Genomic DNA, 24,325 nt, shown 5'->3' on the forward strand with positions numbered 1-24,325 from the left:
CTGAGCTTGGCCTGCGCTTGGCCGGGAACGCCCGTCAATCTCCTTGCGACGCCTCACCCTTTGCCAAATACCCCCGTATCTGCGCGTTGACGGCGTCGAGGTGCGTGCGAACCGCCGCCTCCTTGTCGCGGTCTCGGGCGCGCTGCGGTTCGCCCCAGAAGGCGTTCGGGAAGTGCGTATCCCATTCAAATCGTGCGATCACGTGCCAGTGCAAGTGCGGCACCTGGTTTCCCAGGGCGGCAAGGTTGACCTTGGTTGGCGCCAAGTGTTCGATGAGCGCACGTTCGACGCAGACCACCGCGTCCATGCACTCGGTGCGTTCTTCGGCCGAGAGGTCGGAAAACTCGGCGACATGCGCATTCCAGATCACGCGGTAGTAGCCGGGGAAGCCCTCTTCTTCGACGTGCACCACCCGCAGCTTGGCGCTGTGCCACACCAGGGCGCCGCCGTCCTGCGCGCACAGCGCACAGCCAAAAGACGATTGGCTCATACCAACACCCTTTCGATACCGCCGCTGTTGGCGCACTGCACGTATTCGGGCAACCAGTTCTCACCCAGAATCTGTTTGGCCATTTCAATGACGATGTAGTCGGCCTCCAGCAGGCCGTTCTGCAAGTCGTCCTCGTAGCGCTTGAGGCCTTGCAGGCAGCTTGGGCAACTGGTCAGAATCTTCACATTGGCCTGCGGCGCCACGCTGCCGTTGGCGCGCAGCAGTGCCTCGCCCTTCTTGATTTCCTCTTCCTTGCGAAAGCGCACCTGGGTCGAGATGTCGGGGCGGGTGACGCCCAGCGTTCCCGATTCGCCGCAGCAGCGATCGCTCTTGATGACCTTGTCGCCCACCAGCGCCTTGACGGTTTTCATCGAGTCGCCCAGCTTCATGGGGTTGTGGCAGGGCTCGTGGTACAGGTAGCCGCCCTGCCCGGCCGGCAAGGTAATGCCCTTTTCCAGCAGGTATTCGTGGATGTCGATGATGCGGCTGCCAGGGAAGATCTTGTCGAATTCGTAGCCCTGCAGCTGGTCGTAGCAGGTGCCGCAGCTGACCACCACCGTCTGGATGTCCAGGTAGTTCAACGTGGTCGCCACTCGGTGGAACAGCACCCGGTTGTCGGTGATCATCTTCTCGGCCTTGTCGAACTGGCCGCTGCCGCGCTGCGGGTAGCCGCAGCACAAATAGCCCGGTGGCAGCACGGTCTGCACGCCGGCGTGCCACAGCATGGCCTGCGTGGCCAGGCCCACCTGGCTGAACAGCCGCTCGGAGCCGCAGCCGGGGAAGTAAAACACCGCCTCGCTGCTGGCCGTGGTGGCCTGCGGGTTGCGGATGATGGGGACGTAGTCCTTGTCTTCGATGTCGAGCAGGGCGCGCGCCGTCTTGGTGGGCAGGCCACCGGGCAGCTTCTTGTTGATGAAGTGGATCACCTGCTCCTTGATCGGCGCCGGGCCCACGGTGGCGGGCGGGTGCGCTGTCTGCTTGCGGCTGACCTTGCGCAGCAGATCGACGGCGATGCGCTGCGCCTTGAAGCCCACGCCCACCATGCCGGCACGCAGCAGCTTGATTTTCTCGGGGCTGGTGGCATTGAGCATGGTCATGGCCAGTGCGTTGCCGGGGCGCCAGCTCTTCTTGCCCATCTTGCGCAACAGGTTGCGCATGTTCATCGTCACATCGCCAAAGTCGATCTTCACCGGGCAGGGCGAGAGGCATTTGTGGCAGACGGTGCAGTGGTCGGCCACGTCCTCGAACTCCTGCCAGTGGCGGATGCTGATGCCGCGGCGGGTTTGCTCTTCGTACAGGAACGCCTCGACCAGCAGCGAGGTGGCGAGGATTTTGTTGCGCGGGGAGTACAGCAGGTTGGCGCGCGGCACGTGCGTCGCGCAGACCGGTTTGCACTTGCCGCAGCGCAGGCAGTCCTTGACCGAATCGGCAATGGCGCCGATGTCGCTCTGCTGCATGATGAGCGATTCGTGCCCCATCAGGCCGAAGCTCGGGGTGTAGGCGTGGGTCAGGTCGGCCGAGCGCAGATTTGATGCAAAATCGGCCTCCAGCGCTTGACCAGTAAGCGCTGATAGCTCCTGGTTACGTAGCAATTTTCCCTTGTTGAAGCGGCCCTGCGGGTCCACGCGCCGCTTGTAGTCGGCAAAGGGCGCGAGCTCTTCGTCGCTCAGGTATTCGAGCTTGGTGATGCCAATGCCATGCTCGCCCGAAATCACCCCGCCCAGGCTGCGTGCCAGCCGCATGATGCGGCCCACGGCGGCGTGCGCGGTCTGCAGCATCCGATAGTCGTCGCTGTTGACGGGGATGTTGGTGTGCACGTTGCCGTCGCCAGCGTGCATGTGCAGGGCCACCCACACGCGCCCCTTGAGCACGCGCTGGTGAATGGCAATGCACTCGGCCAGGATGGGGGCCAAGGCGTCGCCGGCAAAAATGCCGCGCAGAGGTGCGAGGATCTGCGTCTTCCAGCTCGCCCGCAGGCTGTGGTCCTGCAACTGCGGGAACAGCGCCTCGACCCCCTGCAGCCATTGGCTCCACAGCGTGCGCGCTTGCTGCACCACGTCCAGCGCCTCGTTCACGCGCTCCTGCAGCGTCTCAGGCGAGAGCGCGTCGCCCGCGTCCTGGCCGGCCGCGCCCAGCGGCAGTTGGCCGCGGGCAAAGAAATCCTCCAGCGCATCGCACAGCGCCAGTTTGTTCTGCAGCGAGAGCTCGATGTTGATGCGCTCGATGCCGTCGGTGTACTCGGCCATGCGCGGCAGCGGGATCACCACGTCTTCGTTGATCTTGAAGGCGTTGGTGTGCCGGCTGATGGCCGCGGTGCGCTTGCGGTCGGCCCAGAACTTCTTGCGCGCCTCGGCGCTGATGGCGATGAAGCCTTCGCCGCTGCGCGAATTGGCAATGCGCACCACCTCGCTGGTGACGCGGGCCACGGCATCCGCATCGTCGCCGGCAATGTCGCCAAACAGCGCCATTTTCGGCAGGCCAGCGCGCTTGGATTTGGTGGCGTAGCCCACCGCCTTGAGGTAGCGGTCGTCCAGGTGCTCCAGGCCGGCCAGCACCACGCCCGAGCGTTTTTGCTCGGCGAACATGAAATCCTTGATCTCGACGATGCTGGGCACGGCGTCCTTGGCGTTCCCAAAGAACTCCAGGCACACGGTGCGCGTGTGCACCGGCATGCGGTGCACGATCCAGCGGCAGCTGGTAATCAGGCCGTCGCAGCCTTCCTTCTGGATGCCGGGCAGGCCGGCGAGGAACTTGTCGGTCACGTCCTTGCCCAGGCCCTCGGTGCGAAAGCGCTTGCCGGGGATGTCCAGGCGCTCGCTGCGCACAGGTGTCTTGCCGTCGGCCTCGAAGTAGTTCAGCTCGAAGCTGGCCACTTCGGCGTCGTGAATCTTGCCCAGGTTGTGGCCCACGCGCGTCACTTCCAGCCACTGCGCGTCGGGTGTCACCATGCGCCAGCTCGCCAGGTTGTCCAGCGCCGTGCCCCAGAGCACCGCCTTCTTGCCGCCGGCGTTCATGGCGACGTTGCCGCCCACGCAGGAGGCTTCGGCGCTGGTCGGGTCCACGGCAAACACGAATCCCGCCGCCTCGGCGGCGTCCGCCACGCGCTGCGTGACGACACCGGCCTCCGTCCAGACGGTGGCGACCTCGCCCGCCACGCCCGGCAGCGCGCGCATTTCCACCGCCGTCATGGCTTCGAGTTTTTCGGTGTTGATGACGGCGCTTTTGTCGGTCAGCGGAATCGCGCCGCCGGTGTAGCCGGTGCCGCCGCCGCGCGCAATGATGGTCAGGCCCAGTTCGATGCAGCCTTTGACCAGGCCGGCCATTTCGGCCTCGGTGTCGGGGGTGAGCACGACAAAGGGGTACTCGACGCGCCAGTCGGTCGCATCCGTCACATGGCTGACGCGCGAGAGCGCATCGAACTTGATATTGTCCTTGGCCGTCAGCCGCGAGAGCGTGCGCCGGGTGGCGCGGCGCAGCTGGGCTGCGGCGTCAAACGAGGCGTCAAACCGGCGCACCGCGGCGGTGGCCGCAGCGAGCAGCTCGCCCACCAGCGCGTCGCGCTCGGGCGCGGCATCGGGCTGGCGGCGCTTGTGCACTTCAGAGAGGCGGTGGTCGAGCGCCTGCACCAGTTGCTTGCGCCGCTCGCGGCTGCCCAGCAGGTCGTCTTGCAGGTAGGGGTTGCGCTGCACCACCCACATGTCGCCCAGCACCTCGTAGAGCATGCGCGCCGAGCGGCCAGTGTCGCGCTCGCGCCGCAGTTGCAGCAGCGTGTCCCAGGCGCGGCTGCCCAGCAGGCGGATGACGATCTCGCGGTCGGAGAAGCTGGTGTAGTTGTAGGGGATCTCGCGCAGGCGCACGGGCTGAGGGGGTTGCGCCATCAAGTTGGCCAGCGCGGTGGGAGCATTCATTCGGGGGAACCTGGGATGGGTGGCAGCCTGTGGGCACACAGGCGCCCGGGAACCCGCGATTTTAAAGACGCAGCGCCTAAACGCGCTTTCCACGTGAAATGCGCGTTTAGAGTCAGCTCTCGGCGCGCCGCCTGGCGCGGAACGCTTTTAGAACAGCACGCGGCAGCGCAGCGTGTTGGGCACCTGCTGGAGCTTTTGCAGCGCCAGCTCGGACGAAGCGGCATCGATATCCATCACCACATAGCCAATGGCCTCGTTGGTCTGCAGGTACTGGGCGGCGACGTTGATGTGGTTCTCGGCAAAGACGCGGTTGATCTCGGACATCACGCCCGGCACGTTGCGGTGCACGTGCAGGATGCGGTGCGTACCGCGCTGCGGCGGCAGCGCCACTTCGGGGAAATTGACCGAGCTGATGGAGGTGCCGTTGTCGCTGTAGCGCACCAGCTTTTCGGCCACCTCGACGCCGATGTTGGCCTGTGCTTCGAGCGTAGAGCCGCCGATATGCGGTGTCAGGATGACGTTGTCCAGGCCGCGCAGGGGGCTGGCGAATTCTTCCTTGTTGCTGCGCGGCTCGACCGGGAACACATCAACTGCCGCGCCCAGCAGGCGCCCGGCGCGCAAGGCCTCGGCGAGGGGTTCGATCTCGACCACGGTGCCGCGTGCAGCGTTGATGAAGATCGCGCCGGGCTTGAGCGCGGCGATTTCCTTGGCGCCGATCATCCATTTCGTGGACGGCAGTTCGGGCACGTGCAGGCTGACCACATCGCTCGCGCCCAGCAGCTCCGTCAAACTGCCGACCTGGCGCGCATTGCCCAGCGGCAGCTTGGCGATCACGTCGTGAAAAATCACATGCATGCCGAGCGACTCGGCCAGCACCGAGAGCTGCGAGCCAATGGCGCCGTAGCCGACGATACCCAGCGTCTTGCCGCGCGTCTCGAACGCGTTGTCGGCCGACTTGAGCCAACCGCCACGGTGCGCGGCCGCATTGCGCGCCGGAATGCCGCGCAGCAGCAAAATGGCCTCGGCCAGCACCAGCTCGGCCACGGAGCGGGTGTTGGAATACGGCGCGTTGAACACCGCAATGCCACGCTCGCGCGCCGCGTTCAGGTCCACCTGGTTGGTGCCGATGCAGAAGCACCCGATCGCAACGAGCTTGTGGGCATGCGACAACACCTCGGCGGTGAGCTGGGTGCGCGAACGGATGCCGATGAAATGCACGTCGGCAATGCGCTTGATGAGTTCCTCTTGCGGCAACGCGCCAGACACCGCATCGATCTGCTCATAGCCGGCATTGCGCAGCACCTGCAGGCCGGAGGGGTGCAGGCCTTCGAGCAACAGAAACTTGATCTTGCTTTTATCGAGGGAAGTGGGGGCAGCAGCGCTCATGGGTCAACGGGTCAGGCCGGCGAGTGAAAGGAAGCCGGAACCGTAACATGTTGCGTCGCAACATGAAAGTTTTTGCGCGGCTGGCACTACCTGCATCCAGGGAATATGCGAGACACAGCCACGGGGTTAACCCGCCTATTCCAACAAGCAAACGCTGGTTAAAAAGCAAGGTGGTTCCGGGTTGCGACACGCAATGGTCACACAAGCAAGCCAGGATCAGCGTTTTCACCCCAGCAAGGAGACCCTTTCATGAACTACCGATCGCTCGCCGCCTGCGCCGCCCTGGCCGCCATGGCCAGCACCGCTGCCCAGGCCCAGACCGAAATCCAGTGGTGGCACGCGATGAGCGGGCCGCTAGGCGAATGGGTCAACGACCTGGCCAAGGAGTACAACGCCAGCCAGACCGAGTACAAGGTGGTGCCTACGTTCAAGGGCACCTACGACGAGAACATGACCGCCGCCATTGCGGCCTTCCGCGCCGGCAATGCCCCCGATATCCTGCAGGTGTACGAAGTGGGTACAGCCACCATGATGGCGGCCAAGAAGGCGATCGTGCCCGTGGGAGAAGTGATGAAGCAGGCCAAGGTCAAGTTCGACCCCAAGGCCTACATCCCTGCCGTCGCCGGGTACTACACCGCGCCCAATGGGCAAATGCTGAGCTTCCCATTCAACAGCTCGACCACGGTTTTCTACTACAACAAGGACAAGTTCAAGGCAGCCGGTCTCGATCCTGAGAAAGCGCCCGCCACCTGGCCCGAAGTGGTCGCTGCCGCCGCCAAGCTCAAGGCCAATGGCGAAAAATGCCCCTTCACCACGAGCTGGATCAGCTGGACCCAGCTTGAGAGCTTCTCGACCTGGCACAACACCTTGTTCGCCACCAAGAACAACGGCTTTGGCGGCACCGACGCGCGCCTGGCGTTCAACTCGCCGCTGCATGTTCGCCACTTCGAGAACCTGGCCAATATGGCCAAGCAGGGCCTGTTCGTCTACAAGGGCCGCGCCAATGCGCCCGACGTCTCGTTCCCCTCGGGGGAGTGCGCCATGATGACCGGCTCGTCTGGCCTGTACGCCCGCGTCAGCAAGGAAGCCAAGTTTGCCTACGGCATCAGCCAACTGCCCTACTACCCGGATGTGGCTGGCGCACCGCAGAACACCATCATCGGCGGCGCCAGCCTGTGGGTGATGTCGGGCAAGCCGCCTGCGCACTACAAGGGCGTGGCGGACTTCTTCTCGTTCCTCTCGAACGCCAAGGTGCAGTCCGACAGCCACATGCGCACCGGCTACCTGCCCATCACCATGGCGGCCTTTGAGCTGACCGAGAAATCGGGCTTCTACAAGGCGCATCCGGGCACCGACGTGGCCGTGACGCAGATGATCCGCAAGACCACCGACAAGTCGCGCGGCATCCGCCTGGGCAACTTCAACCAGATCCGCACCATCATCGACGAGGAAACCGAGCAGATCTGGGCCGGCAAGAAGAGCGCCAAGGAGGCCCTGGACACCGCGGTCAAACGCGGCAACGAGCAGCTTGAGCGCTTCCAGAAGGCCAACAAAACCTGAGCCAGCGGGCGTTCGCGCCCGCTTCCAACCTCTCGGCCCGCCGCACTGCAAGCCGCAGCGCGGCGGGTCGTTGCATTGACACCGGATTCATGGAAAAACGCGTACTTTTTCGCTCGGGCTGGCTGCCCTGGGTGCTGCTGACACCGCAACTGGCGGTGATCATCGTGTTCTTTTTCTGGCCGGCCAGCCAGGCCCTGCTGCAGTCGATGCAGGTGCAGGACGCGTTTGGCACCTCGACCGAATGGGTGGGGCTGCAGAATTTCCGCGAGCTGTTCAACGACCCGGCGTACCTTGAGTCGTTCAAGACCACGGCCTGGTTCTCGCTGCTGGTGGCCACGCTGGGCATCGGCATCTCGCTGCTGCTGGCCATCTTTGCCGACCGCATCGTGCGCGGCGCCATGTTCTACAAGACCTTTCTGATCCTGCCGTATGCCGTGGCGCCCGCCGTGGCCGGGGTGCTGTGGGTGTTCATGTTCTCGCCCACGCTGGGGGTGGTGGCGTATGCGCTGGAGCATGTCGGTATCCACTGGAACCATCTGCTCAACTCGGCGCATGCGCTCACGCTCATCGTCATGGCGGCCGTGTGGAAGCAGATTTCGTACAACTTCCTGTTCTTTCTGGCCGGCCTGCAATCGATCCCCAAATCGCTGATCGAGGCCGCGGCCATGGACGGCGCAGGCCCCTGGCGGCGCTTCTGGAGCATCCAGTTTCCGCTGCTCACGCCGACCACGTTCTTCCTGCTGGTGATCAACATGGTGTACGCCTTCTTCGACACCTTCGCCATCGTCGACGCCACCACCCAGGGCGGCCCAGGGCGCGACACGGCGATCCTGGTCTACAAGGTGTACTACGACGGCTTCAAGGCACTCGACCTGGGCGGCTCGGCGGCGCAGTCGGTGGTGCTGATGGCGATCGTCGTCGCGCTGACCGTGGTGCAGTTCCACTACGTCGAGAAGAAAGTCCAGTACTGATGGTTGAACGCAATCCCTTTCTGAGCGTGCTCTCGCACGCCGTCATGCTGCTGGGCGTGGCCATCGTCGCCTTCCCGCTGTACCTGGCATTTGTGGCGTCCAGCCACACCGCCCAGGAAATCGTCCAGGCGCCCATGCCACTGCTGCCCGGCAGCCACCTGTGGGACACCTACAAAACCGCCCTGCTCGGCGGCGGCGACGGCGCGGGCTCGACGGCGCCGGTGGCCCGCATGATGTGGGTGAGCTTTGTCAGCGCCATGGTCATCACCGTGGGCAAGATCTCCATCTCGCTGCTCTCGGCGTTTGCCGTGGTGTATTTCCGCTTTCCGTTCAAGCAGTTGTGCTTCTGGGCCATTTTCGTCACGCTGATGCTGCCGGTGGAAGTGCGCATCGGCCCGACCTACCAGGTGGTCTCCGACCTGGGCATGCTCAACAGCTATGCGGGCCTGACGGTGCCGCTGATTGCCTCGGCCACGGCCACCTTCCTGTTCCGGCAATTCTTCCTGACCGTGCCGGACGAACTGGTGGAAGCGGCACGCATGGACGGCGCGGGCCCGATGCGCTTCTTCAAGGACGTGCTGGTGCCGCTCTCGGCCACCTCGATTGCGGCGCTGTTCGTCATCCAGTTCATCTACGGCTGGAACCAGTACCTGTGGCCGCTGCTGGCCACCACCAGCGAGGACATGTACCCGGTAGTGATCGGCATCAAACGCATGATCGCCGGAGGCGACGCAGCGAACGACTGGAACATCGTCATGGCCACCGCCATTCTCGCCATGCTGCCACCGGCCTTTGTGGTGGTGCTGATGCAGAAGTGGTTCGTCAAGGGCTTGGTGGACACCGAAAAATAATGGTCAAATTGGCCTCTAGCGCTTACCCATAAAGCGCAAGCAGCTTCCAAATAAATAGCACAATGGCATCCATCACGCTCCGCAACATCGTCAAGCGCTACGGCCAGGGGCCCAAGGCCAACCAGGTGATCCACGGCGTCAACGCCGACATCCACGACCGCGAGTTCGTCGTCATCGTCGGGCCATCGGGCTGCGGCAAATCCACGCTGCTGCGCATGGTCGCCGGGCTGGAGGAAGTCACCGGCGGCGACATCCTCATTGGCGACAAGGTGGTCAACAACCTGGAGCCCGCCAAGCGCGACATCGCCATGGTGTTCCAGAACTACGCGCTCTACCCCCACATGAGCGTGTTCGACAACATGGCCTACGGTCTCAAGATCGCCAAGGTGCCCAAGGACGAGATCAAGACCCGCGTCGACAAGGCGGCCAAAATTCTCGAACTCGGCCACCTGCTGGAGAGGAAGCCCCGCGAACTCTCGGGCGGCCAACGCCAGCGCGTGGCCATGGGCCGCGCCATCGTGCGCCAGCCGCAGGTGTTTTTGTTCGACGAACCGCTCTCCAACCTGGACGCCAAGCTGCGCGCCCAGACCCGGCTCGAAATCCAGAAGCTGCACCGCGAGCTGGGCATCACCAGCCTATTCGTCACGCACGACCAGGTCGAGGCCATGACGTTGGCGCAGCGCATGATCGTGATGAACGCCGGCAACATGGAGCAGTTCGGCACACCCGAAGAGGTCTACCACCGCCCCACCAGCACCTTTGTCGCCAGCTTCATCGGCTCGCCGCCGATGAATTTGCTGCAGCACGCGCCGGGTGCCCGCCCCGGCACGCTGTTGGGCATCCGGCCCGAGCATCTTGACGTGACCACCGAGGGCGGATGGGACGTGGAAGTCGAGACGGTGGAGCTGCTGGGCGCCGAGCGCCTGATTTATGGGCGCCTCAACGGCGAAGCACTGATCATCCGGGTGGAAGAAGGCAGCCACGCCCCCGCGCCCGGCAGCCGCATCCACGTCACGCCGCGCGCCGGCCGTACCCACGCTTTCGATGTCGCCAGCGGGAAGAGAAAGTGAAATCCCCCTGAGGCGCTTCGCGCCTTCCCCCTTCTCTCGGTTTCGCCGGGAAGGGGGACGCCGCCAACGCGGCGGGGCGGCCCTTGCGCGGCGGCCACTGGCATTGGCCACCCCAGCTTCAAAGTACGCAGAGCAATGAATGAAAGCAGCACCAAGATGACGACACCCTGGCCCTATCCGCGCTGGATCGCCCACCGGGGCGCCGGCAAGCTCGCACCCGAAAACACCCTGGCGGCGTTCCGGCTGGGTGCGCAATACGGCTACCGCATGTTCGAGTGCGACGCCAAGTTGAGCCGTGACGGCATTCCTTTCCTGCTGCACGACAGCACGCTGGAGCGCACCACCGACGGCACAGGCACCGCTGGCGAGTTCGACTTTGCCGAACTCGCCCGGCGCGACGCCGGCAGTTGGCATGGCCGCGCCTGGGCCGGCGAGCCACTGCCCACGCTGGAAAGCGTGGCGCGCTACTGCCTTGCGAACCATTTTTTTCTGAACATCGAAATCAAACCCACCCCCGGCCAGGAACTGGAGACTGGCCGTGTGGTCGCCGCGCAGGCCGCCCAGCTCTGGGCCGGTGCGAAGGTGCCGCCGCTGCTCTCGTCCTTCCGGCCCGAATCCCTTGCCGGCGCACGCGAGGCCGCGCCCCATGTGCCCCGCGCCCTGCTGCTCGACAGCCTGTGGGAAGGGTGCATCGAGCAGGCACGGCAACTGGGCTGCGTGGCGCTGGTGTGCAAGTACACCCTATGGGATGCCGCGCTGGTGGCGCGCACCCACGGACTGGGCATGCGCGCGCTGAGCTACACGGTGAACGACGCTGCGGCCGCCGATGCGCTGCTCGCGCTGGGCACCGACGGCCTCATCACCGACCGGGTGGACTTGTTCAGCCCGGCAGCCTGACGGATGTCAACGCCGCCAGCCGCGCACCAGCAGCCATTGGGTGCTCGCGCTGGCCAGCACCAAGGCGGCATAGGTCAGCATCTTGCCGTCGCGCCCCCCTGCCCACAGCCCCACCAACAGCACAGCGGAACACACTGCGGCCTGCACCAGCCACTGCAGCCACCAGCGGGGCGCGCCAGCGGGCCGGCCGAAGGCAAGGCGCGCCAGCGGCCAGAGCAGCACGGGCAGGCACCAAGCCGGCAAAAAGAAATTCAACAGGTGGTTGGTGGCGGAGGCGAAATCCATGAACATGACGCAAGTCAAGACACTTGCGCAGGTTGTTAGGCGTTGAAGGGCCGGCGATTTTATAATCGCGCCATGTCTGTCTGGGCCTTGGGCATCAACCACAACACCGCGCCAATCGATTTGCGTGGCCGTTTTGCGTTTGCGCTTGACCAGATCGCACCCACGCTGCAGGGTTTGCGCTCGGCCCTGGGGGCCTCCAATCCGCATCGCGGCATCGAATCGGCGATCATTTCCACCTGCAACCGCACCGAGGTGTATTGCGCCGGTGACCAGATTGCACTGGACCACACGCTGGGCTGGCTGGCGCAGAGCGGCGGCGTCAGCGCCGACCTGCTGCGCTCGCACTCCTACGTGCTGGAAGACGGCCCGGCCGCCCGCCACGCGTTCCGAGTGGCCAGCGGGCTCGATTCCATGGTGCTGGGCGAGCCGCAAATTCTGGGGCAGATGAAAGATGCGGTGCGCGCTGCCGAGAGCGCGGGCGCCCTGGGCTCCACGCTCAACCAGTTGTTCCAGCGCAGCTTTGCCGTCGCCAAGGAAGTGCGCACCTCCACCGAAATCGGCGCGCACAGCATCAGCATGGCGGCCGCCGCCGTGCGCCTGGCCAGCCAGATTTTTGAAGACCTGGGCAAAACCAAGGTGCTTTTTGTCGGTGCCGGCGAAATGGTCGAGCTCACCGCCACGCATTTCGCTGCGCGCAACCCGCAATCCATCGCCATCGCCAACCGCACGCTGGAGCGCGGTGAGCGCCTGGCCGCGCGCTTTGGCGCCGAGGTGCTGCGCCTGGCCGACCTGCCCGAGCGCCTGCACGAATTCGACATCGTCGTCAGCTGCACCGCCAGCACGCTGCCCATCGTGGGCCTGGGCGCGGTCGAGCGCGCACTCAAAAAGCGCCGCCACCGCCCCATGTTCATGGTCGACTTGGCGGTGCCGCGCGACATCGAACCCGAAGTCAAAGCCCTGCGCGACGTCTACCTCTACACCGTGGACGACCTGGCCAGCGTGGTGCAAACGGCGCAGGCCAGCCGCCAAGCCGCCGTCGAGCAGGCCGAAGTGATCATCGACGCCGGCGTGCAAAGCTTCATGCACTGGATGGACCAGCGCGACCCACAGCATGGCGTGGTGCCGCTGATCCGGCAGATTCAGGAACAGACCGACCAGTGGCGCGCCATCGAACTGGCCCGCGCGCGCCGCCGACTGGCCCGGGGCGAGGACGTAGACGCCGTGCTGGAGGCGCTCGCGCGCGGGCTCTCGCGCAAGATGCTGCATGGCACCATGGCCGAGCTGCGCGCCAGCGACGCCGAGGCGCGCGATCAAACAGCGCGCACCGCTTCGCGCCTGTTTCTGCGCTCTCAAAGCAAAACCTCCTTGTAGCGCTCATTGGGCCTACGCTTATAGCTATCTTTTGGGTAGCTAAACGATCTTTCGCGCATGCAAACATTTCTCAGGAACCAGCTCGAACGCTATGCCCGGCGCATGGAGGAGCTCGACTTCCTGCTTTCGCGCGAGGACATCATGGCCGACATGGGCCAGTACCGCACGCTCTCGCGCGAGCACGCCGAGGTGACGCAGATTGCCGGCCGCTTTGCCCGCTACCGCCAGTGCGAGGCGGACCTGGCATCGGCGCGCGGCCTGCTGGACGACCCCGACATGGCCGAACTGGCGCAGGACGAGATTGCCGCTGCCGAAGCCGAAATGCCCGTGCTGGAGGCCGAGTTGCAACGCCTGCTGCTGCCCAAAGACCCCGACGACGCACGCAACGCCTTTATGGAAATCCGCGCCGGCACTGGCGGCGATGAGTCGGCACTGTTTGCCGGCGACCTGGCCCGCATGTACACGCGCTACGCCACCACCCTGGGCTGGCGCGTGGAAGTGGTCAGCGAGAGCCCGTCCGAGCTCGGCGGCTACAAGGAAATCGTGCTGCGCATCGAAGGCCCGGACGGCAGCGGCCCCGGCGGCGCGGGCGTGTACGGCACGCTGCGCTTTGAATCCGGTGGCCACCGCGTGCAGCGCGTGCCCGCCACCGAAACCCAGGGCCGCATCCACACCAGCGCCTGCACGGTGGCCGTCATGCCCGAGCCGGACGAGCATGAGGCCGTCAAACTCAACCCGGCGGATCTGCGCATCGACACCTTCCGCGCCAGCGGCGCCGGAGGCCAGCACATCAACAAGACCGATTCGGCCGTGCGCGTGGTGCACCTGCCCACCGGCATCGTCGCCGAATGCCAGGACGGCCGCAGCCAGCACGCCAACAAGGCCAAGGCGCTGCAGGTGCTGCAGGCGCGCATCCAGGAAAAGGAGCGCAGCGAGCGCGCCGCCAAGGAAGCGGCCGAGCGCAAGGGCCTGATTGGCAGCGGCGACCGGAGCGATCGCATCCGCACCTACAACTTCCCGCAAGGGCGCTTAACCGACCACCGCATCAACCTCACGCTGTACAAGCTGCTGGCGGTCATGGAGGGCGACTTGGGCGATGTGCTGCAGGCGCTGGCGCACGCCCGCGAGGCCGAGCTGCTGGAAGAATTCGAGATCGGCGCGCTGTAGGCCTGCTGCCTGCGTGCGGCACCAGAAATTTGAATGAAATAGGGCTCTAGCGCTTTACCCATAAGCGCTAACAGCTATGCAAAATATAGCAAACACTGTCACTTCCGCGCTGACCTGGGCGCAGGCGCAGGGCCTGGAGCGCATCGACGCCCAATGGCTGCTGCTGCACGTGCTGGGCCAGCCGGACAGCGGGCGTGCCTGGCTGATCACCCATGGGGACGATGCGCTGAGCAGTGCCCAAAGCGAGCGACTTTTTGCCTTGTGCGCACGCCGGGTCGCCGGAGAGCCCGTGGCCTACCTCACTGGGCACAAGGGCTTTTACGGCCTCGACCTGCAGGTGGACGCACGCGTGCTCGACCCCCGGCCCGACACCGAAACCCTGGTGGACTGGGCGCTGGAGCGCTTGGCCGGGCGCCCAGCGCCCCGCGTGCTGGACCTGGGCACGGGCAGCGGTGCCATCGCCCTGGCGCTCGCGCATGCGCGCCCAGATGCCACCGTGCTCGCCGTGGACGCCAGCGCAGACGCCCTGGCCGTGGCCCGCGCCAACGCCGAGCGGCTGCGCCTGCCGGTGCAGTTCGCCCAGTCCGACTGGTTCAGCGCGGTGCCAGGCCCTTTTGATCTGATCGTCTCGAACCCCCCCTACATTGCCGAGCACGACCCCCATCTGCCCGCCCTGCGGCACGAACCCCTGGCCGCCCTGGTGGCGGGCGCCGACGGCCTGCGCGATCTGCGCGCCATCACTGGGGCAGCACCCGCCCACCTCGCGCCCGGCGGCTGGCTGCTGCTGGAGCACGGCTGGGATCAGGCCGAGGCGGTGCAAACGCTCTTGCGCGCCCAAGGCTTCACAGAGGTGCAAACCCGCAATGACCTGGCCGGCATAGGGCGTTGCTCGGGCGCAAGACGCCCGAGAGTGAAATAATCCCCCCCGATCACCGCTACCCCCACCGGCCCCACGCGGCCACTATCTTGGAGCCCCCATGAGCGACACCCAGAAACGCATCGACGATCTCGTCAAATCCAGCAACGTGCTTTTGTTCATGAAGGGCACGGCCAGCTTCCCCATGTGCGGTTTTTCCGGCCGCGCCATCCAGATCCTGAAGGCCTGCGACATAGACCCCAAGGACATCACCACGGTCAACGTGCTCGACGACGACGAAATCCGCCAGGGCATCAAGGACTACAGCCAGTGGCCCACGATTCCGCAGTTGTACGTCAAAGGCGAATTCATTGGCGGCTCGGACATCATGATGGAGATGTACGAATCGGGCGAACTCAAGCAGACGCTGGCCCGCTGAGCGACTGCACACCCCGAGCAAGCCGCCTGCGGGCGGCTTTTTTGTGCCCGCAGCGCAATGCGGCCGGGACACCCGCTTGCCGCCTAAACTCGGATACCCGCCTAAGGCGCTCGTGCTCCATGCTGCAAGACCTTTTTTTCATCGCCCTCTTGATCGCTGCCAGTGCATTCTTCTCGGCGGCAGAGATTTCTCTGGCCGCCTCAAGGCGCCTGCGGCTGCGCCAATTGGCCGACGACGGCGACGCACGCGCCGAACGCGTCCTGCGCCTGCAAGAGCAACCGGGCGACTACTTCACCGTCGTGCAGATCGGGCAAAACGCCGTGGCGATCCTGGGCGGTATCGTGGGCGAGAGCGCCCTGAGCCCGGGATTTGGCGCCCTTTTGGCTCGCTGGCTGCCCGAGGCAACGGCGCAGAACCTGGGGTTTGCCGCCTCTTTCCTGCTGGTGACCTCGCTCTTCATCCTGTTTGCCGACCTGGTCCCCAAGCGTCTGGGCATGGCGGACCCCGAGCCGATGGCCGTGCGCCTTATGCGGCCGATGTCGCTGTGCATGGCCCTCCTCAAGCCGCTGGTGTGGCTCTACAGCCGCAGCGCTGACGGGCTGTTTCGCCTGATGGGCCTGTCTTCGCTGCGCGACGACCGCATCACCTCGGACGACGTGCTCGCCATGATGGAGGCCGGCGCACGCGCCGGTGTGCTGGCGGCGCGCGAGCAGCAGGTCATCACCAATGTGTTCGAGCTCGATACACGCACCGTCTCCAGCGCCATGTCGCAGCGCGAGCGCGTGGCGTTTTTCCGCCGCGATGACGCGGATGCCGTGATCCGCCTGCGCATCGCCGCCGAGCCGTTTTCCACCTACCCGGTCTGCGAAGGCGACATCGACCACGTGGTGGGCTACGTGGACGCCAAAGACCTGTTCCAGCGGGTGCTCAACAACCAGCCGATTTCGCTTGCCGACGACAGCCTGGTGCGCAAGGTGCTGATCGTGCCGGACCGGCTGACGCTCTCGGAGGTGCTCGAACAGTTCCAGCAGGCGCACGAGGATTTCGCCGTCATCGTCAACGAATACAGCCTGGTGGTGGGCGTGGTCACGCTCAACGACGTGATGAGCACGGTGATGGGCGACCTGGTATCGCCGTTTGACGAAGAGCAGATCGTGCGGCGCGACCAGGATTCCTGGCTCATCGACGGCATCACACCCATCGAAGACGTGTGCCATGCGCTCAGCCTGGACGAACTGCCGCACGATTCCGAATACGAGACCCTGGCCGGGTTTCTGATGGTGATGCTGCGCCGCGTGCCGCGCCGCACCGACAGCGTGCTGTGGGGCGGCTACAAGTTTGAGGTGCTGGACGTGGACAGCTACCGCATCGACCAGGTCATGGTCTCGCGCGTACCCTCCGGCAGCGCACCAGGTGCGGTCGCCGCCGATTAGCCCGCGAGGCGGCCGTCGAACTGCCAGTTGCGCTGGGCAGAGAACACGGCATTGGGATACGGCGAGCGCCCGCGGCTGCCGTTGTAGCGCCCTAGCGTCATGTACAGATCGCCTTGCTCTCGGTCCAGGTAGTGGCGCAGGATGACGCAGCCAAAACGCAGGTTGGTCTGCATCTGGAACAGCTTGGACGGGTCGCCGTCGCCAATCAAGCGCGTCCAGAACGGCATGACCTGCATGTAGCCGCGCGCCCCGACGCTGGAGACAGCGTACTTGCGAAATGCGCTCTCGACCTGAATCAGACCCAGCACCAGCGCCACATCCAGGCCGGCGCGGCGGCTTTCGTACCAGGCGGTCTGCAGAAAATCGCGCCGCACTTCCCAATCGAGCTTGCGCCGACGCAGGCGGTCGCTCATGGTGGCGAGCCAGCGCACATACAAGATACGCTCTTGCGTGCTGCCAAAGAGCGGCTCGGGCGGCGCCTCGTTGGCAACTGCGGCACTCAGCGCGCTGCGCACCGAATCCATCAAGGGCTCTTCTACCTGGCCACCGGCATGCGCCACACCGGGCACAGCCCAGCCCAGCGGCACCAGCGCAGGCAGCGCCGCCGCTAGGCAGTTGCGGCGTGTGACTCCCGTAGTCATTTGCTCAATTGGCCCTTCAGGTGGGCCAGGATGTCTGTGAGGGCAATTTTGGTCGCGCCAGTATCGCGCCGGTGCTGGTATTCGACAAGGCCCTCCTTGAGGCCCCGGTCGCCAATGGTCACGCGGTGCGGCACGCCAATCAGCTCCCAATCGGCAAACATGGCGCCGGGGCGCTCACCGCGGTCGTCGAGGATGACGTCAACGCCCGCCGCAAGCAGTTGGACGTACAACTGCTCCGCCGCCACTTTGACTTCAGGAAACCGGTCGGGCGTGATCGCACACAGCACCACGGTGAACGGCGCAATCGCGTCGGGCCAGATGATGCCGCGCTCGTCGTGGTTCTGCTCAATGGCCGCCGCCGGCAGGCGGGTGATGCCGATGCCGTAGCAGCCCATTTCGAAAAACGCAGGCTTGCCGTCTTCGCCCAGGAAGGTGGCGTTCATGGCGCGGCTGTACTTCGTCCCCAGATAGAACACATGGCCGACCTCGATGCCACGCTCGATGGCCAATGGCCCAGCGCCGTCGGGCGAAGCATCGCCCGCCACGACGTTGCGAATATCGGCCACCAGTTCGGGCTCGGGCAGGTCGCGCCCCCAGTTGACGCCGGTCCAGTGAAAATCGGGCGTATTGGCGCCACACACCCAGTCGGCCATCACCGCCACTTCGCGGTCCACCACCACGCGCACGGGCTGCAGCAGCCCGATAGGTCCCAGATAGCCCGGCTCACAGCCGAAATGCGCCTTGATCTCGGCCAGCGTGGCAAAGCGGAAGCCCGCGTCGAGACCCGGCAGCTTGCCCACCTTGATCTCATTCATGTCGTGGTCACCGCGCAGCAACAGCAGCCAGACCTGGCTGCGGACGATTTCGCCGGCCTGGTTCGTCTCGTCGGTCGCCAGCACCAGCGATTTCACGGTGTTCTGCAGCGGTAGGTTCAGCAGCGCAGCCACATCGGCGCAGGTGGCTTTGCCCGGCGTTGGTGTTTTGGCCATGGAATGGGCGGGTGCGGGGCGCGGCCCCGCTGGCGCCAGTGCCTCGGCCTTTTCCATGTTGGCGGCGTACTCGCTGCCGGGGCAATAGACGATGGCGTCCTCGCCGGTCGCGGCAATCACCTGGAACTCTTCGCTCAAATCGCCGCCAATGGCGCCGCTGTCGGCCGCCACCGCGCGGTAGCGCAGCCCGAAACGATCGAAGATGCGCCGATAGGCCTGGGCCATGACTTGGTAGCTCGCCTTGGCCGCATCCACATCGCGGTCAAAGCTGTAGGCGTCTTTCATGGTGAACTCGCGCCCACGCATCAGGCCAAAGCGCGGACGGCGCTCGTCACGGAATTTGGTCTGAATCTGGTAAAAGTTGCGCGGCAGCTGCTTGTAGCTGCGCAGTTCCTGGCGGGCGATGTCGGTCACCACCTCTTCGCTGGTGGGCTGCACCACATAGTCGCGGCCGTGCCGATCCTGAATGCGCAGCAACTCGGGGCCCATGGTCTCAAAGCGCTTGGTCTCCTGCCACAGCTCGGCAGGTTGGACCACCGGCATGCTCAGCTCGACGGCACCCGCGCGGTTCATTTCTTCGCGCACGATGGCTTCGACTTTCTGCACCACACGCAAGCCCATAGGCATATAGGTGTATATGCCGGCGCCCAATTTCTTGATCAGGCCGGCGCGCGTCATGAGCTGGTGGCTGGCGACTTCGGCGTCGGCAGGCGCTTCCTTGAGCGTGGAAATAAAGAACTGAGAAGCTTTCATCGGAACATTACAGACTGCACGCGCTCCGGCCGCCGCAGCAGGCAAGTGCCGTGCATAATGGATGCAGTTTTAAGATTTTGGGGTTCGATTATGCTTGACCGGGACGGCTTTCGGCCGAACGTCGGCATCATCCTGCTCAACCAGAGAAACCAGGTGTTCTGGGGCAAGCGCATACGCACCCACAGCTGGCAGTTTCCGCAAGGCGGCATAGACCGCGGCGAATCGCCCGAGCAGGCGATGTTCCGGGAACTCCACGAAGAAGTAGGCTTGTACCCCAACCACGTCCGCGTGGTGGCCCGAACCCGGGATTGGTTGCGCTATGAGGTGCCTGACCGGTACATCCGCCGCGATGCGCGGGGACATTACAAGGGACAAAAGCAGATCTGGTACCTGCTTCAGTTGGTCGGTCACGACTGGGATTTGAACCTGCGTGCCACCAACCACCCGGAATTCGACGCCTGGCGCTGGAACGAGTACTGGGTGCCGCTGGACGTGGTCGTCGAATTTAAGCGTGGCGTTTATGAGACGGCATTGACCGAGCTCGCCCGCTTTTTGCCGCGCCAAGAACAGCGCAACCGCTACCTGCGCAGCGGCATGCGCGCGCGCGACGCCGAATCGGGGGGCTATAGCAGTCTCCACCGCAGCGGCGCCATGCTGGTGCATCCGGGGGTAGAACTGCCTCCGGGAGCGAGCTTCGATCCGAATCCGCAAAAGGACTGCTCCGCAGACCCGATGGAACCCCCTGAAGACACCGACACCTTGCCGCGCCACGGGAACTGACGGGGAGGGACCGCGCCCTTGCGTGGTTTAGCGCCCTGTGAGCACCAGATTGTCGCGGTGCAGCATCTCGGGTTCGGCTGCATAGCCCAGCAAGGCTTCGAAGGCGCTGGAGGGTTTGCGGCACAGGCGCCGCGCCTCGTTGCTGGCGTAGTTGGCCAGGCCGCGCGCAATCTCGACGCCTTCTGGGTCGTGCACCGCGATGATGTCACCGCGTTCGAACTCCCCTTCGACATGCGTCATACCGATGGGCAGCAGGCTCTTGCCCTCGCCACACAGTTTGGCCGCCGCCCCGGCATCCACCCGCACGGCGCCGCGCAGTTGCAGGTGGTCCGCCATCCACTGCTTGCGTGCCTGCTTCTTGGCGGTCTGGGACACCAGCAAGGTGCCGATGGGTTCACCTGCCGCGAGCCGCAGCAGCACATCGGGCTCGCGACCCCAGGCAATCACGGTGGAAGCCCCCGAGCCGGCGGCGCGCTTGGCGGCCAGTATCTTGGTGAGCATGCCGCCTCGCCCGATACTGGAGCCGGCGCCTCCCGCCATGGCTTCGAGCGCCACATCGCCGGCGCGACCCTGGTGCACAAACGCCGCCGCGGGGTCCCGGCGCGGGTCGGCGGTGTACAGCCCCTTTTGGTCCGTGAGAATCACCAGCGCATCGGCCTCCACCAGATTCGCCACCAGGGCGCCCAGCGTGTCGTTGTCGCCAAACTTGATCTCGTCGTTGACGACGGTGTCGTTTTCGTTGATGACCGGTACCACGCCGAGCTGCAGCAGGGTGACCAGTGTTGAGCGCGCATTGAGATAGCGTTCGCGGTTAGCCAAGTCGGCGTGGGTCAGCAGCACCTGTGCGCTGCCAATGCCGTTTTCACGCAACTTGGTTTCGTACATTTGCGCAAGCCCCATCTGCCCTACGGCGGCAGCGGCCTGAAGTTCATGGACCTGGCGCGGGCGGGCACTCCAGCCCAGGCGCTTCATCCCCTCTGCGACAGCGCCGCTGGAGACCATGATGACTTCGCGCTTGCCCCCCACCTGACCACTGACCAGCGCCGCGAGTTGCCGCGCCCACTCACCAATGGCCTGTGCGTCCAGCCCACGGCCCTCGTTGGTGACCAGGCTGGAGCCCACTTTGACGACGATGCGGTGCGCGGTCCGCAGCACCTCCGAGTTTTCAAGGGTCATTTCTGCCTCTAGCGCCCTATATATAAGCGCTTAAAGCTATATTTATAATAGCAAATTTCGTACTTAGGCGGGCGATGCGTCTGGAAACCGGGGGTCGTGCTCGGGGGCGGGTGCCTGCTCGGCCACTTGCACGGCCTTGACGTGCGCGTAAATCGCGTGGATCAGCGGCTCGCAGCCTTCGCGCGTCAGGGCTGATATTTGGAATACCGGCCCCTTCCACTTGAAACGCTTGACGAAATCCGCCACGCGCGCGGCCCGCTCATCGAGCGGAACCATATCGAGTTTGTTGAGCACCAGCCAGCGCGGCTTCTTGAACAGGGCGCTGTCGTACTTCTTGAGCTCGCCCACGATGGCCTTGGCCTGCGCCACAGGGTCCACCGCGTCGTCAAACGGGGCCAGATCCACCACATGCAGCAACAGCCGCGTACGCTGCAAGTGGCGCAAGAATTGGTGCCCAAGCCCCGCACCTTCCGATGCCCCTTCGATCAGGCCAGGGATGTCGGCCACGACAAAACTTTGTTCCGGCGCGACACGCACCACGCCCAGGTTGGGATGCAGCGTGGTGAACGGGTAATCGGCAATTTTGGGCCGCGCATTCGATACCGCCGCAATGAAGGTGGACTTGCCCGCATTGGGCATGCCAAGCAGACCCACATCGGCAAGCACCTTCAATTCCAGCTTGAGGTTTCTTTTCTCGCCCGGCCAGCCAGGCGTTTTCTGGCGTGGCGCCCGGTTGATCGCGCTCTTGAAGCGCATATTGCCAAACCCGCCGTCGCCCCCCTTGGCAATGGTGATGACTTCGCCAGGTGTCAGCAGCTCGAACAGCACCTCACCGGTTTCAGCATCGCTGAGGATGGTGCCCACGGGCATCTTGAGCGTGATGTCGCTCCCGGCTGCGCCAAACATGTCGGAACCCATGCCATGTTCGCCGCGCTTGGCCTCGTAGCGGCGCGCATAGCGAAAATCCACCAAGGTATTGAGGTTCGGGTCCGCCACGGCAAACACATGGCCGCCGCGTCCACCGTCGCCGCCGTTGGGGCCGCCGAACTCCTTGTACTTCTCGTGCCGGAAGGACACGCAGCCATTGCCGCCGTCGCCCGCGGCAATGTCAATGTAGGCTTCGTCGACGAATTTCATGGGGAGTCCAGTGTACAAAAGCGGCCGCAATCATAGGGCTTGCGGCAAAAAACAAAGCCCCGACTAAGCGGGGCTTGGACTGCAAAGAAAGCGCGCGCGCTTCAGGCTGCAGCAGTCACGTTGACCGTATGCTTGGACAACGCACCCTTGACGGCAAACGACACATGGCCGTCCACCAGGGCAAACAAGGTGTGGTCCTTGCCCACGCCGACATTAGCGCCAGGGTGGAACTTGGTGCCGCGCTGGCGCACGATGATCGCGCCTGCGCTGATCAATTCGCCGCCAAAAGCCTTTACACCGAGCATCTTGGGCTTGGAATCGCGCCCGTTTCGCGTAGAGCCGCCGCCTTTTTTCTGTGCCATGACATCTCTTCCTGGTTAGCCGGCCGGATTACCCAGCAATTGCGCCGATTTGCAGTTCAGTGAACTGCTGGCGGTGGCCCTGGCGCTTCTGATAGTGCTTGCGACGGCGCATCTTGAAGATGTGCACTTTGTCGTGCTTACCGTGTGCCAGCACAGTGGCTGTCACAGTGGCGCCGGACACCAGGGGCGTGCCCACCTTGAGTTCAGCGCCGTTTCCGACGGCCAGAACCTGGTCGATCACGATTTCCTGGCCTACGTCCGCAGCAATCTGTTCTACTTTAATTTTTTCGCCGGAAGCAACGCGATACTGCTTGCCACCGGTTTTTATGACCGCGTACATGTTGACCTCTTGAGTCTGATAGCGAAGGCAGCGAGCCGCCTCCCACGAACTTTCCGCAGAAGGATTTCCGCAGAACCCATAAGTGTACCACGCCACTGCTGCTCGTTGAAACCCAGTCGCACACCCGTCTTCCCTCCCTCAGGTACAGGCAAACTCGGCAACCCGAGCGTCTTCGCCGCCTGTCCTACCCTGTAGACGTTCCTATAATTCCCCCCGTGTCTTCGATCCACATCCCGAATGCTCCAGCCCCTGCCCCACTGGCAGCGCAACGCCCCTCTCCACTGGCCTTGGTGGCGGACGAATTGCGAAACGTCGATGCCGTTATCGCACAGCGACTGGAGTCTGGGGTTCCCCTGATAGGCCAGGTCTCGCGGTACATCATTGCGGCCGGTGGGAAAAGGCTGCGCCCCGCCCTGTTGCTGCTCATGTGCGGTGCGCTGGGCGTCGAAAATCGCGCGCGGTTCACGCTGGCAGCCGTGGTGGAGTTCATTCACACCGCCACCTTGTTGCACGACGATGTGGTGGATGAGTCCACATTGCGTCGCGGGAACGCCACAGCAAATGAAACCTTTGGTAACCCGGCAAGCGTGCTGGTGGGCGATTTTCTCTATTCCCGCGCCTTCCAGATGATGGTGGATGTGGGCGAGATGCGCGTCATGCAAATCCTGTCGGATGCCACCAACGTGATTGCCGAGGGCGAGGTTTTGCAACTGATGAACATGCACGACGCCTCGCTGGACGAGGCAAGCTACCTGCATGTCATTCGCTCCAAGACAGCCAAGCTGTTCGAAGCAAGCGCGCGCCTGGCCGCTGTGTTGGCGAAATCAGAACCAGGAATTGAAGAGGCATGCGCAATTTACGGGCAAGCACTCGGCACGGCCTTCCAGATTATTGACGATGTACTGGACTACGACGGCAATGCCTCGGAGATGGGCAAGAACCTGGGAGACGATCTGCGCGAAGGCAAGGCCACGCTCCCCCTCATTGCCGCAATGCAGCGCGCCAGCACAGCCGACAGCAGACTCATTCGCAGTGCCATCGAAACCGGCAATACCGATCAACTTGATGCCGTGGTGCGCATCGTCCGCGAAACGGGCGCACTAGACGTTGCGCGAGCCCTGGCGGCAGCGGAAGCAGAACGCGCAATGACGGCAATTGCCACCTTTGCGCGCAATGAGCACCAGGCCAGTTTGCTACAATTGGCGGCTCAGTTGCTCGGGCGCAGAATGTAAATAAGTGCCCGCTCACAACACACTTCGGGGTGTAGCTTAGCCTGGTAGAGCGCTACGTTCGGGACGTAGAGGCCGGAGGTTCGAATCCTCTCACCCCGACCACAATCTGGACCTGTAAAACGCCTTGGCACTTTTTGTGCCAAGGCGTTTTTGCTTCTTAAATGGCTCCCGTTCAAATCAGCTGCAACGACTTCAATTTACAGCGCAACACTGATCGGCGATGATAGGATG

General features: G+C 64.3%; 22 protein-coding genes and 1 tRNA gene. 13 read left to right on the plus strand and 10 right to left on the minus strand.

Annotation, left to right across the window (positions count from 1 at the left end; translation table 11 throughout):
- Window positions 1-34 precede the first annotated feature (34 nt).
- From D3F03_RS09370 to serA, 3 genes are all read right to left on the minus strand, one after another.
- Window positions 35-490: an HIT family protein gene (locus tag D3F03_RS09370; protein ID WP_119109100.1), complete on the minus strand. Its 456-nt coding sequence runs from the start codon at window positions 488-490 to the stop codon at window positions 35-37.
- Window positions 487-4,398 carry a DUF3683 domain-containing protein gene (locus tag D3F03_RS09375; RefSeq protein ID WP_119109101.1) on the minus strand — a complete coding sequence of 1,304 codons (3,912 nt, stop codon included), beginning with the start codon at window positions 4,396-4,398 and terminating at the stop codon, window positions 487-489. Before D3F03_RS09375 ends, D3F03_RS09370 begins: the two co-directional genes overlap by 4 nt.
- A 147-nt stretch (window positions 4,399-4,545) precedes the next feature.
- The gene (gene serA, locus D3F03_RS09380; RefSeq protein ID WP_119109102.1) at window positions 4,546-5,784 is read right to left on the minus strand and encodes a phosphoglycerate dehydrogenase; all 1,239 of its coding nucleotides are present in this window, start codon (window positions 5,782-5,784) and stop codon (window positions 4,546-4,548) included.
- 249 nt (window positions 5,785-6,033) lie between these two features.
- On the opposite strand from serA, the gene ugpB reads away from it, so the two are divergent.
- The 5 genes from ugpB (at window position 6,034) to ugpQ (ending at window position 11,133) form a co-directional block, all read left to right on the plus strand.
- Window positions 6,034-7,344, plus strand: a complete 1,311-nt coding sequence (ugpB, locus tag D3F03_RS09385) for a sn-glycerol-3-phosphate ABC transporter substrate-binding protein UgpB (RefSeq protein ID WP_119109103.1) — start codon at window positions 6,034-6,036, stop codon at window positions 7,342-7,344.
- 89 nt (window positions 7,345-7,433) lie between these two features.
- Window positions 7,434-8,315 carry a sn-glycerol-3-phosphate ABC transporter permease UgpA gene (ugpA, locus tag D3F03_RS09390; protein ID WP_119109104.1) on the plus strand — a complete coding sequence of 294 codons (882 nt, stop codon included), beginning with the start codon at window positions 7,434-7,436 and terminating at the stop codon, window positions 8,313-8,315.
- A complete protein-coding gene (gene ugpE, locus D3F03_RS09395; protein WP_119109105.1) occupies window positions 8,315-9,166 on the plus strand; it encodes a sn-glycerol-3-phosphate ABC transporter permease UgpE in 852 nt (283 codons plus the stop codon). Before ugpA ends, ugpE begins: the two co-directional genes overlap by 1 nt.
- A 62-nt stretch (window positions 9,167-9,228) precedes the next feature.
- Window positions 9,229-10,236, plus strand: coding sequence for a sn-glycerol-3-phosphate import ATP-binding protein UgpC (locus D3F03_RS09400; RefSeq protein WP_119109106.1), 1,008 nt, complete (start codon window positions 9,229-9,231; stop codon window positions 10,234-10,236).
- A gap of 135 nt (window positions 10,237-10,371) precedes the next feature.
- Window positions 10,372-11,133: a glycerophosphodiester phosphodiesterase gene (ugpQ, locus tag D3F03_RS09405; RefSeq protein ID WP_245960561.1), complete on the plus strand. Its 762-nt coding sequence runs from the start codon at window positions 10,372-10,374 to the stop codon at window positions 11,131-11,133.
- A 6-nt stretch (window positions 11,134-11,139) separates the two neighbouring features.
- On the opposite strand, the gene D3F03_RS09410 is transcribed toward ugpQ, so the two are convergent.
- The gene (locus tag D3F03_RS09410; protein ID WP_119109481.1) at window positions 11,140-11,418 is read right to left on the minus strand and encodes a hypothetical protein; all 279 of its coding nucleotides are present in this window, start codon (window positions 11,416-11,418) and stop codon (window positions 11,140-11,142) included.
- A 72-nt stretch (window positions 11,419-11,490) separates the two neighbouring features.
- Here D3F03_RS09410 and hemA point away from each other — a divergent pair, with 72 nt between their 5' ends.
- The 5 genes from hemA (at window position 11,491) to paeA (ending at window position 16,684) form a co-directional block, all read left to right on the plus strand.
- Window positions 11,491-12,789, plus strand: a complete 1,299-nt coding sequence (gene hemA / locus D3F03_RS09415; RefSeq protein WP_119109107.1) for a glutamyl-tRNA reductase — start codon at window positions 11,491-11,493, stop codon at window positions 12,787-12,789.
- A 57-nt stretch (window positions 12,790-12,846) separates the two neighbouring features.
- Window positions 12,847-13,956, plus strand: coding sequence for a peptide chain release factor 1 (gene prfA, locus D3F03_RS09420; protein WP_119109108.1), 1,110 nt, complete (start codon window positions 12,847-12,849; stop codon window positions 13,954-13,956).
- A gap of 76 nt (window positions 13,957-14,032) precedes the next feature.
- Window positions 14,033-14,875, plus strand: coding sequence for a peptide chain release factor N(5)-glutamine methyltransferase (gene prmC / locus D3F03_RS09425; protein ID WP_119109109.1), 843 nt, complete (start codon window positions 14,033-14,035; stop codon window positions 14,873-14,875).
- 58 nt (window positions 14,876-14,933) lie between these two features.
- Complete coding sequence (grxD, locus tag D3F03_RS09430; protein ID WP_119109110.1) at window positions 14,934-15,251, plus strand: Grx4 family monothiol glutaredoxin; 318 nt, start codon at window positions 14,934-14,936, stop codon at window positions 15,249-15,251.
- Window positions 15,252-15,370: 119 nt separating this feature from the next.
- Entirely contained in the window at window positions 15,371-16,684 is a 1,314-nt protein-coding gene (gene paeA, locus D3F03_RS09435) for a polyamine export protein PaeA (protein ID WP_119109111.1), read from the plus strand.
- On the opposite strand, the gene D3F03_RS09440 is transcribed toward paeA, so the two are convergent.
- Both D3F03_RS09440 and D3F03_RS09445 read right to left on the minus strand, forming a co-directional pair.
- The gene (locus tag D3F03_RS09440; RefSeq protein WP_119109112.1) at window positions 16,681-17,325 is read right to left on the minus strand and encodes a lytic transglycosylase domain-containing protein; all 645 of its coding nucleotides are present in this window, start codon (window positions 17,323-17,325) and stop codon (window positions 16,681-16,683) included. The genes paeA and D3F03_RS09440 overlap by 4 nt on opposite strands.
- Complete coding sequence (locus D3F03_RS09445) at window positions 17,322-19,067, minus strand: proline--tRNA ligase (RefSeq protein WP_119109113.1); 1,746 nt, start codon at window positions 19,065-19,067, stop codon at window positions 17,322-17,324. The genes D3F03_RS09440 and D3F03_RS09445 overlap by 4 nt, the downstream gene beginning before the upstream one ends.
- Before the next feature lie 90 nt (window positions 19,068-19,157).
- On the opposite strand from D3F03_RS09445, the gene D3F03_RS09450 reads away from it, so the two are divergent.
- Window positions 19,158-19,847: an RNA pyrophosphohydrolase gene (locus D3F03_RS09450; RefSeq protein ID WP_119109114.1), complete on the plus strand. Its 690-nt coding sequence runs from the start codon at window positions 19,158-19,160 to the stop codon at window positions 19,845-19,847.
- A gap of 27 nt (window positions 19,848-19,874) precedes the next feature.
- Here D3F03_RS09450 and proB read toward each other — a convergent pair whose 3' ends face one another.
- The 4 genes from proB to rplU form a co-directional block, all read right to left on the minus strand.
- Window positions 19,875-21,023, minus strand: a complete 1,149-nt coding sequence (gene proB / locus D3F03_RS09455; RefSeq protein ID WP_119109115.1) for a glutamate 5-kinase — start codon at window positions 21,021-21,023, stop codon at window positions 19,875-19,877.
- Between the two features lie 63 nt (window positions 21,024-21,086).
- Window positions 21,087-22,160: an Obg family GTPase CgtA gene (cgtA, locus tag D3F03_RS09460; RefSeq protein WP_119109116.1), complete on the minus strand. Its 1,074-nt coding sequence runs from the start codon at window positions 22,158-22,160 to the stop codon at window positions 21,087-21,089.
- Between the two features lie 101 nt (window positions 22,161-22,261).
- The gene (gene rpmA / locus D3F03_RS09465; RefSeq protein ID WP_119109117.1) at window positions 22,262-22,522 is read right to left on the minus strand and encodes a 50S ribosomal protein L27; all 261 of its coding nucleotides are present in this window, start codon (window positions 22,520-22,522) and stop codon (window positions 22,262-22,264) included.
- 28 nt (window positions 22,523-22,550) lie between these two features.
- Window positions 22,551-22,862: a 50S ribosomal protein L21 gene (gene rplU / locus D3F03_RS09470; protein WP_106445542.1), complete on the minus strand. Its 312-nt coding sequence runs from the start codon at window positions 22,860-22,862 to the stop codon at window positions 22,551-22,553.
- A 302-nt stretch (window positions 22,863-23,164) separates the two neighbouring features.
- On the opposite strand from rplU, the gene D3F03_RS09475 reads away from it, so the two are divergent.
- Window positions 23,165-24,094, plus strand: a complete 930-nt coding sequence (locus D3F03_RS09475; RefSeq protein WP_119109482.1) for a polyprenyl synthetase family protein — start codon at window positions 23,165-23,167, stop codon at window positions 24,092-24,094.
- 25 nt (window positions 24,095-24,119) lie between these two features.
- Window positions 24,120-24,196, plus strand: a tRNA-Pro gene (locus D3F03_RS09480).
- Window positions 24,197-24,325 lie beyond the last annotated feature (129 nt).

Source organism: Simplicispira hankyongi, assembly GCF_003570885.1.
GTDB classification, from domain to species: domain Bacteria; phylum Pseudomonadota; class Gammaproteobacteria; order Burkholderiales; family Burkholderiaceae_C; genus Simplicispira; species Simplicispira hankyongi.

Coding starts and splice junctions, on each gene's coding strand:
- prfA (WP_119109108.1), top strand. CDS start 12,847: ATGCAAACATTTCTCAGGAACCAGCTCGAACGCTATGCCCGGCGCATG.
- proB (WP_119109115.1), bottom strand. CDS start 21,023: ATGACCCTTGAAAACTCGGAGGTGCTGCGGACCGCGCACCGCATCGTC.
- D3F03_RS09400 (WP_119109106.1), top strand. CDS start 9,229: ATGGCATCCATCACGCTCCGCAACATCGTCAAGCGCTACGGCCAGGGG.
- D3F03_RS09440 (WP_119109112.1), bottom strand. CDS start 17,325: ATGACTACGGGAGTCACACGCCGCAACTGCCTAGCGGCGGCGCTGCCT.
- ugpB (WP_119109103.1), top strand. CDS start 6,034: ATGAACTACCGATCGCTCGCCGCCTGCGCCGCCCTGGCCGCCATGGCC.
- rplU (WP_106445542.1), bottom strand. CDS start 22,862: ATGTACGCGGTCATAAAAACCGGTGGCAAGCAGTATCGCGTTGCTTCC.
- D3F03_RS09370 (WP_119109100.1), bottom strand. CDS start 490: ATGAGCCAATCGTCTTTTGGCTGTGCGCTGTGCGCGCAGGACGGCGGC.
- ugpA (WP_119109104.1), top strand. CDS start 7,434: ATGGAAAAACGCGTACTTTTTCGCTCGGGCTGGCTGCCCTGGGTGCTG.
- paeA (WP_119109111.1), top strand. CDS start 15,371: ATGCTGCAAGACCTTTTTTTCATCGCCCTCTTGATCGCTGCCAGTGCA.
- D3F03_RS09410 (WP_119109481.1), bottom strand. CDS start 11,418: ATGGATTTCGCCTCCGCCACCAACCACCTGTTGAATTTCTTTTTGCCG.
- hemA (WP_119109107.1), top strand. CDS start 11,491: ATGTCTGTCTGGGCCTTGGGCATCAACCACAACACCGCGCCAATCGAT.
- prmC (WP_119109109.1), top strand. CDS start 14,033: ATGCAAAATATAGCAAACACTGTCACTTCCGCGCTGACCTGGGCGCAG.
- grxD (WP_119109110.1), top strand. CDS start 14,934: ATGAGCGACACCCAGAAACGCATCGACGATCTCGTCAAATCCAGCAAC.
- ugpE (WP_119109105.1), top strand. CDS start 8,315: ATGGTTGAACGCAATCCCTTTCTGAGCGTGCTCTCGCACGCCGTCATG.
- ugpQ (WP_245960561.1), top strand. CDS start 10,372: ATGAATGAAAGCAGCACCAAGATGACGACACCCTGGCCCTATCCGCGC.
- D3F03_RS09445 (WP_119109113.1), bottom strand. CDS start 19,067: ATGAAAGCTTCTCAGTTCTTTATTTCCACGCTCAAGGAAGCGCCTGCC.
- cgtA (WP_119109116.1), bottom strand. CDS start 22,160: ATGAAATTCGTCGACGAAGCCTACATTGACATTGCCGCGGGCGACGGC.
- rpmA (WP_119109117.1), bottom strand. CDS start 22,522: ATGGCACAGAAAAAAGGCGGCGGCTCTACGCGAAACGGGCGCGATTCC.
- serA (WP_119109102.1), bottom strand. CDS start 5,784: ATGAGCGCTGCTGCCCCCACTTCCCTCGATAAAAGCAAGATCAAGTTT.
- D3F03_RS09375 (WP_119109101.1), bottom strand. CDS start 4,398: ATGAATGCTCCCACCGCGCTGGCCAACTTGATGGCGCAACCCCCTCAG.
- D3F03_RS09450 (WP_119109114.1), top strand. CDS start 19,158: ATGCTTGACCGGGACGGCTTTCGGCCGAACGTCGGCATCATCCTGCTC.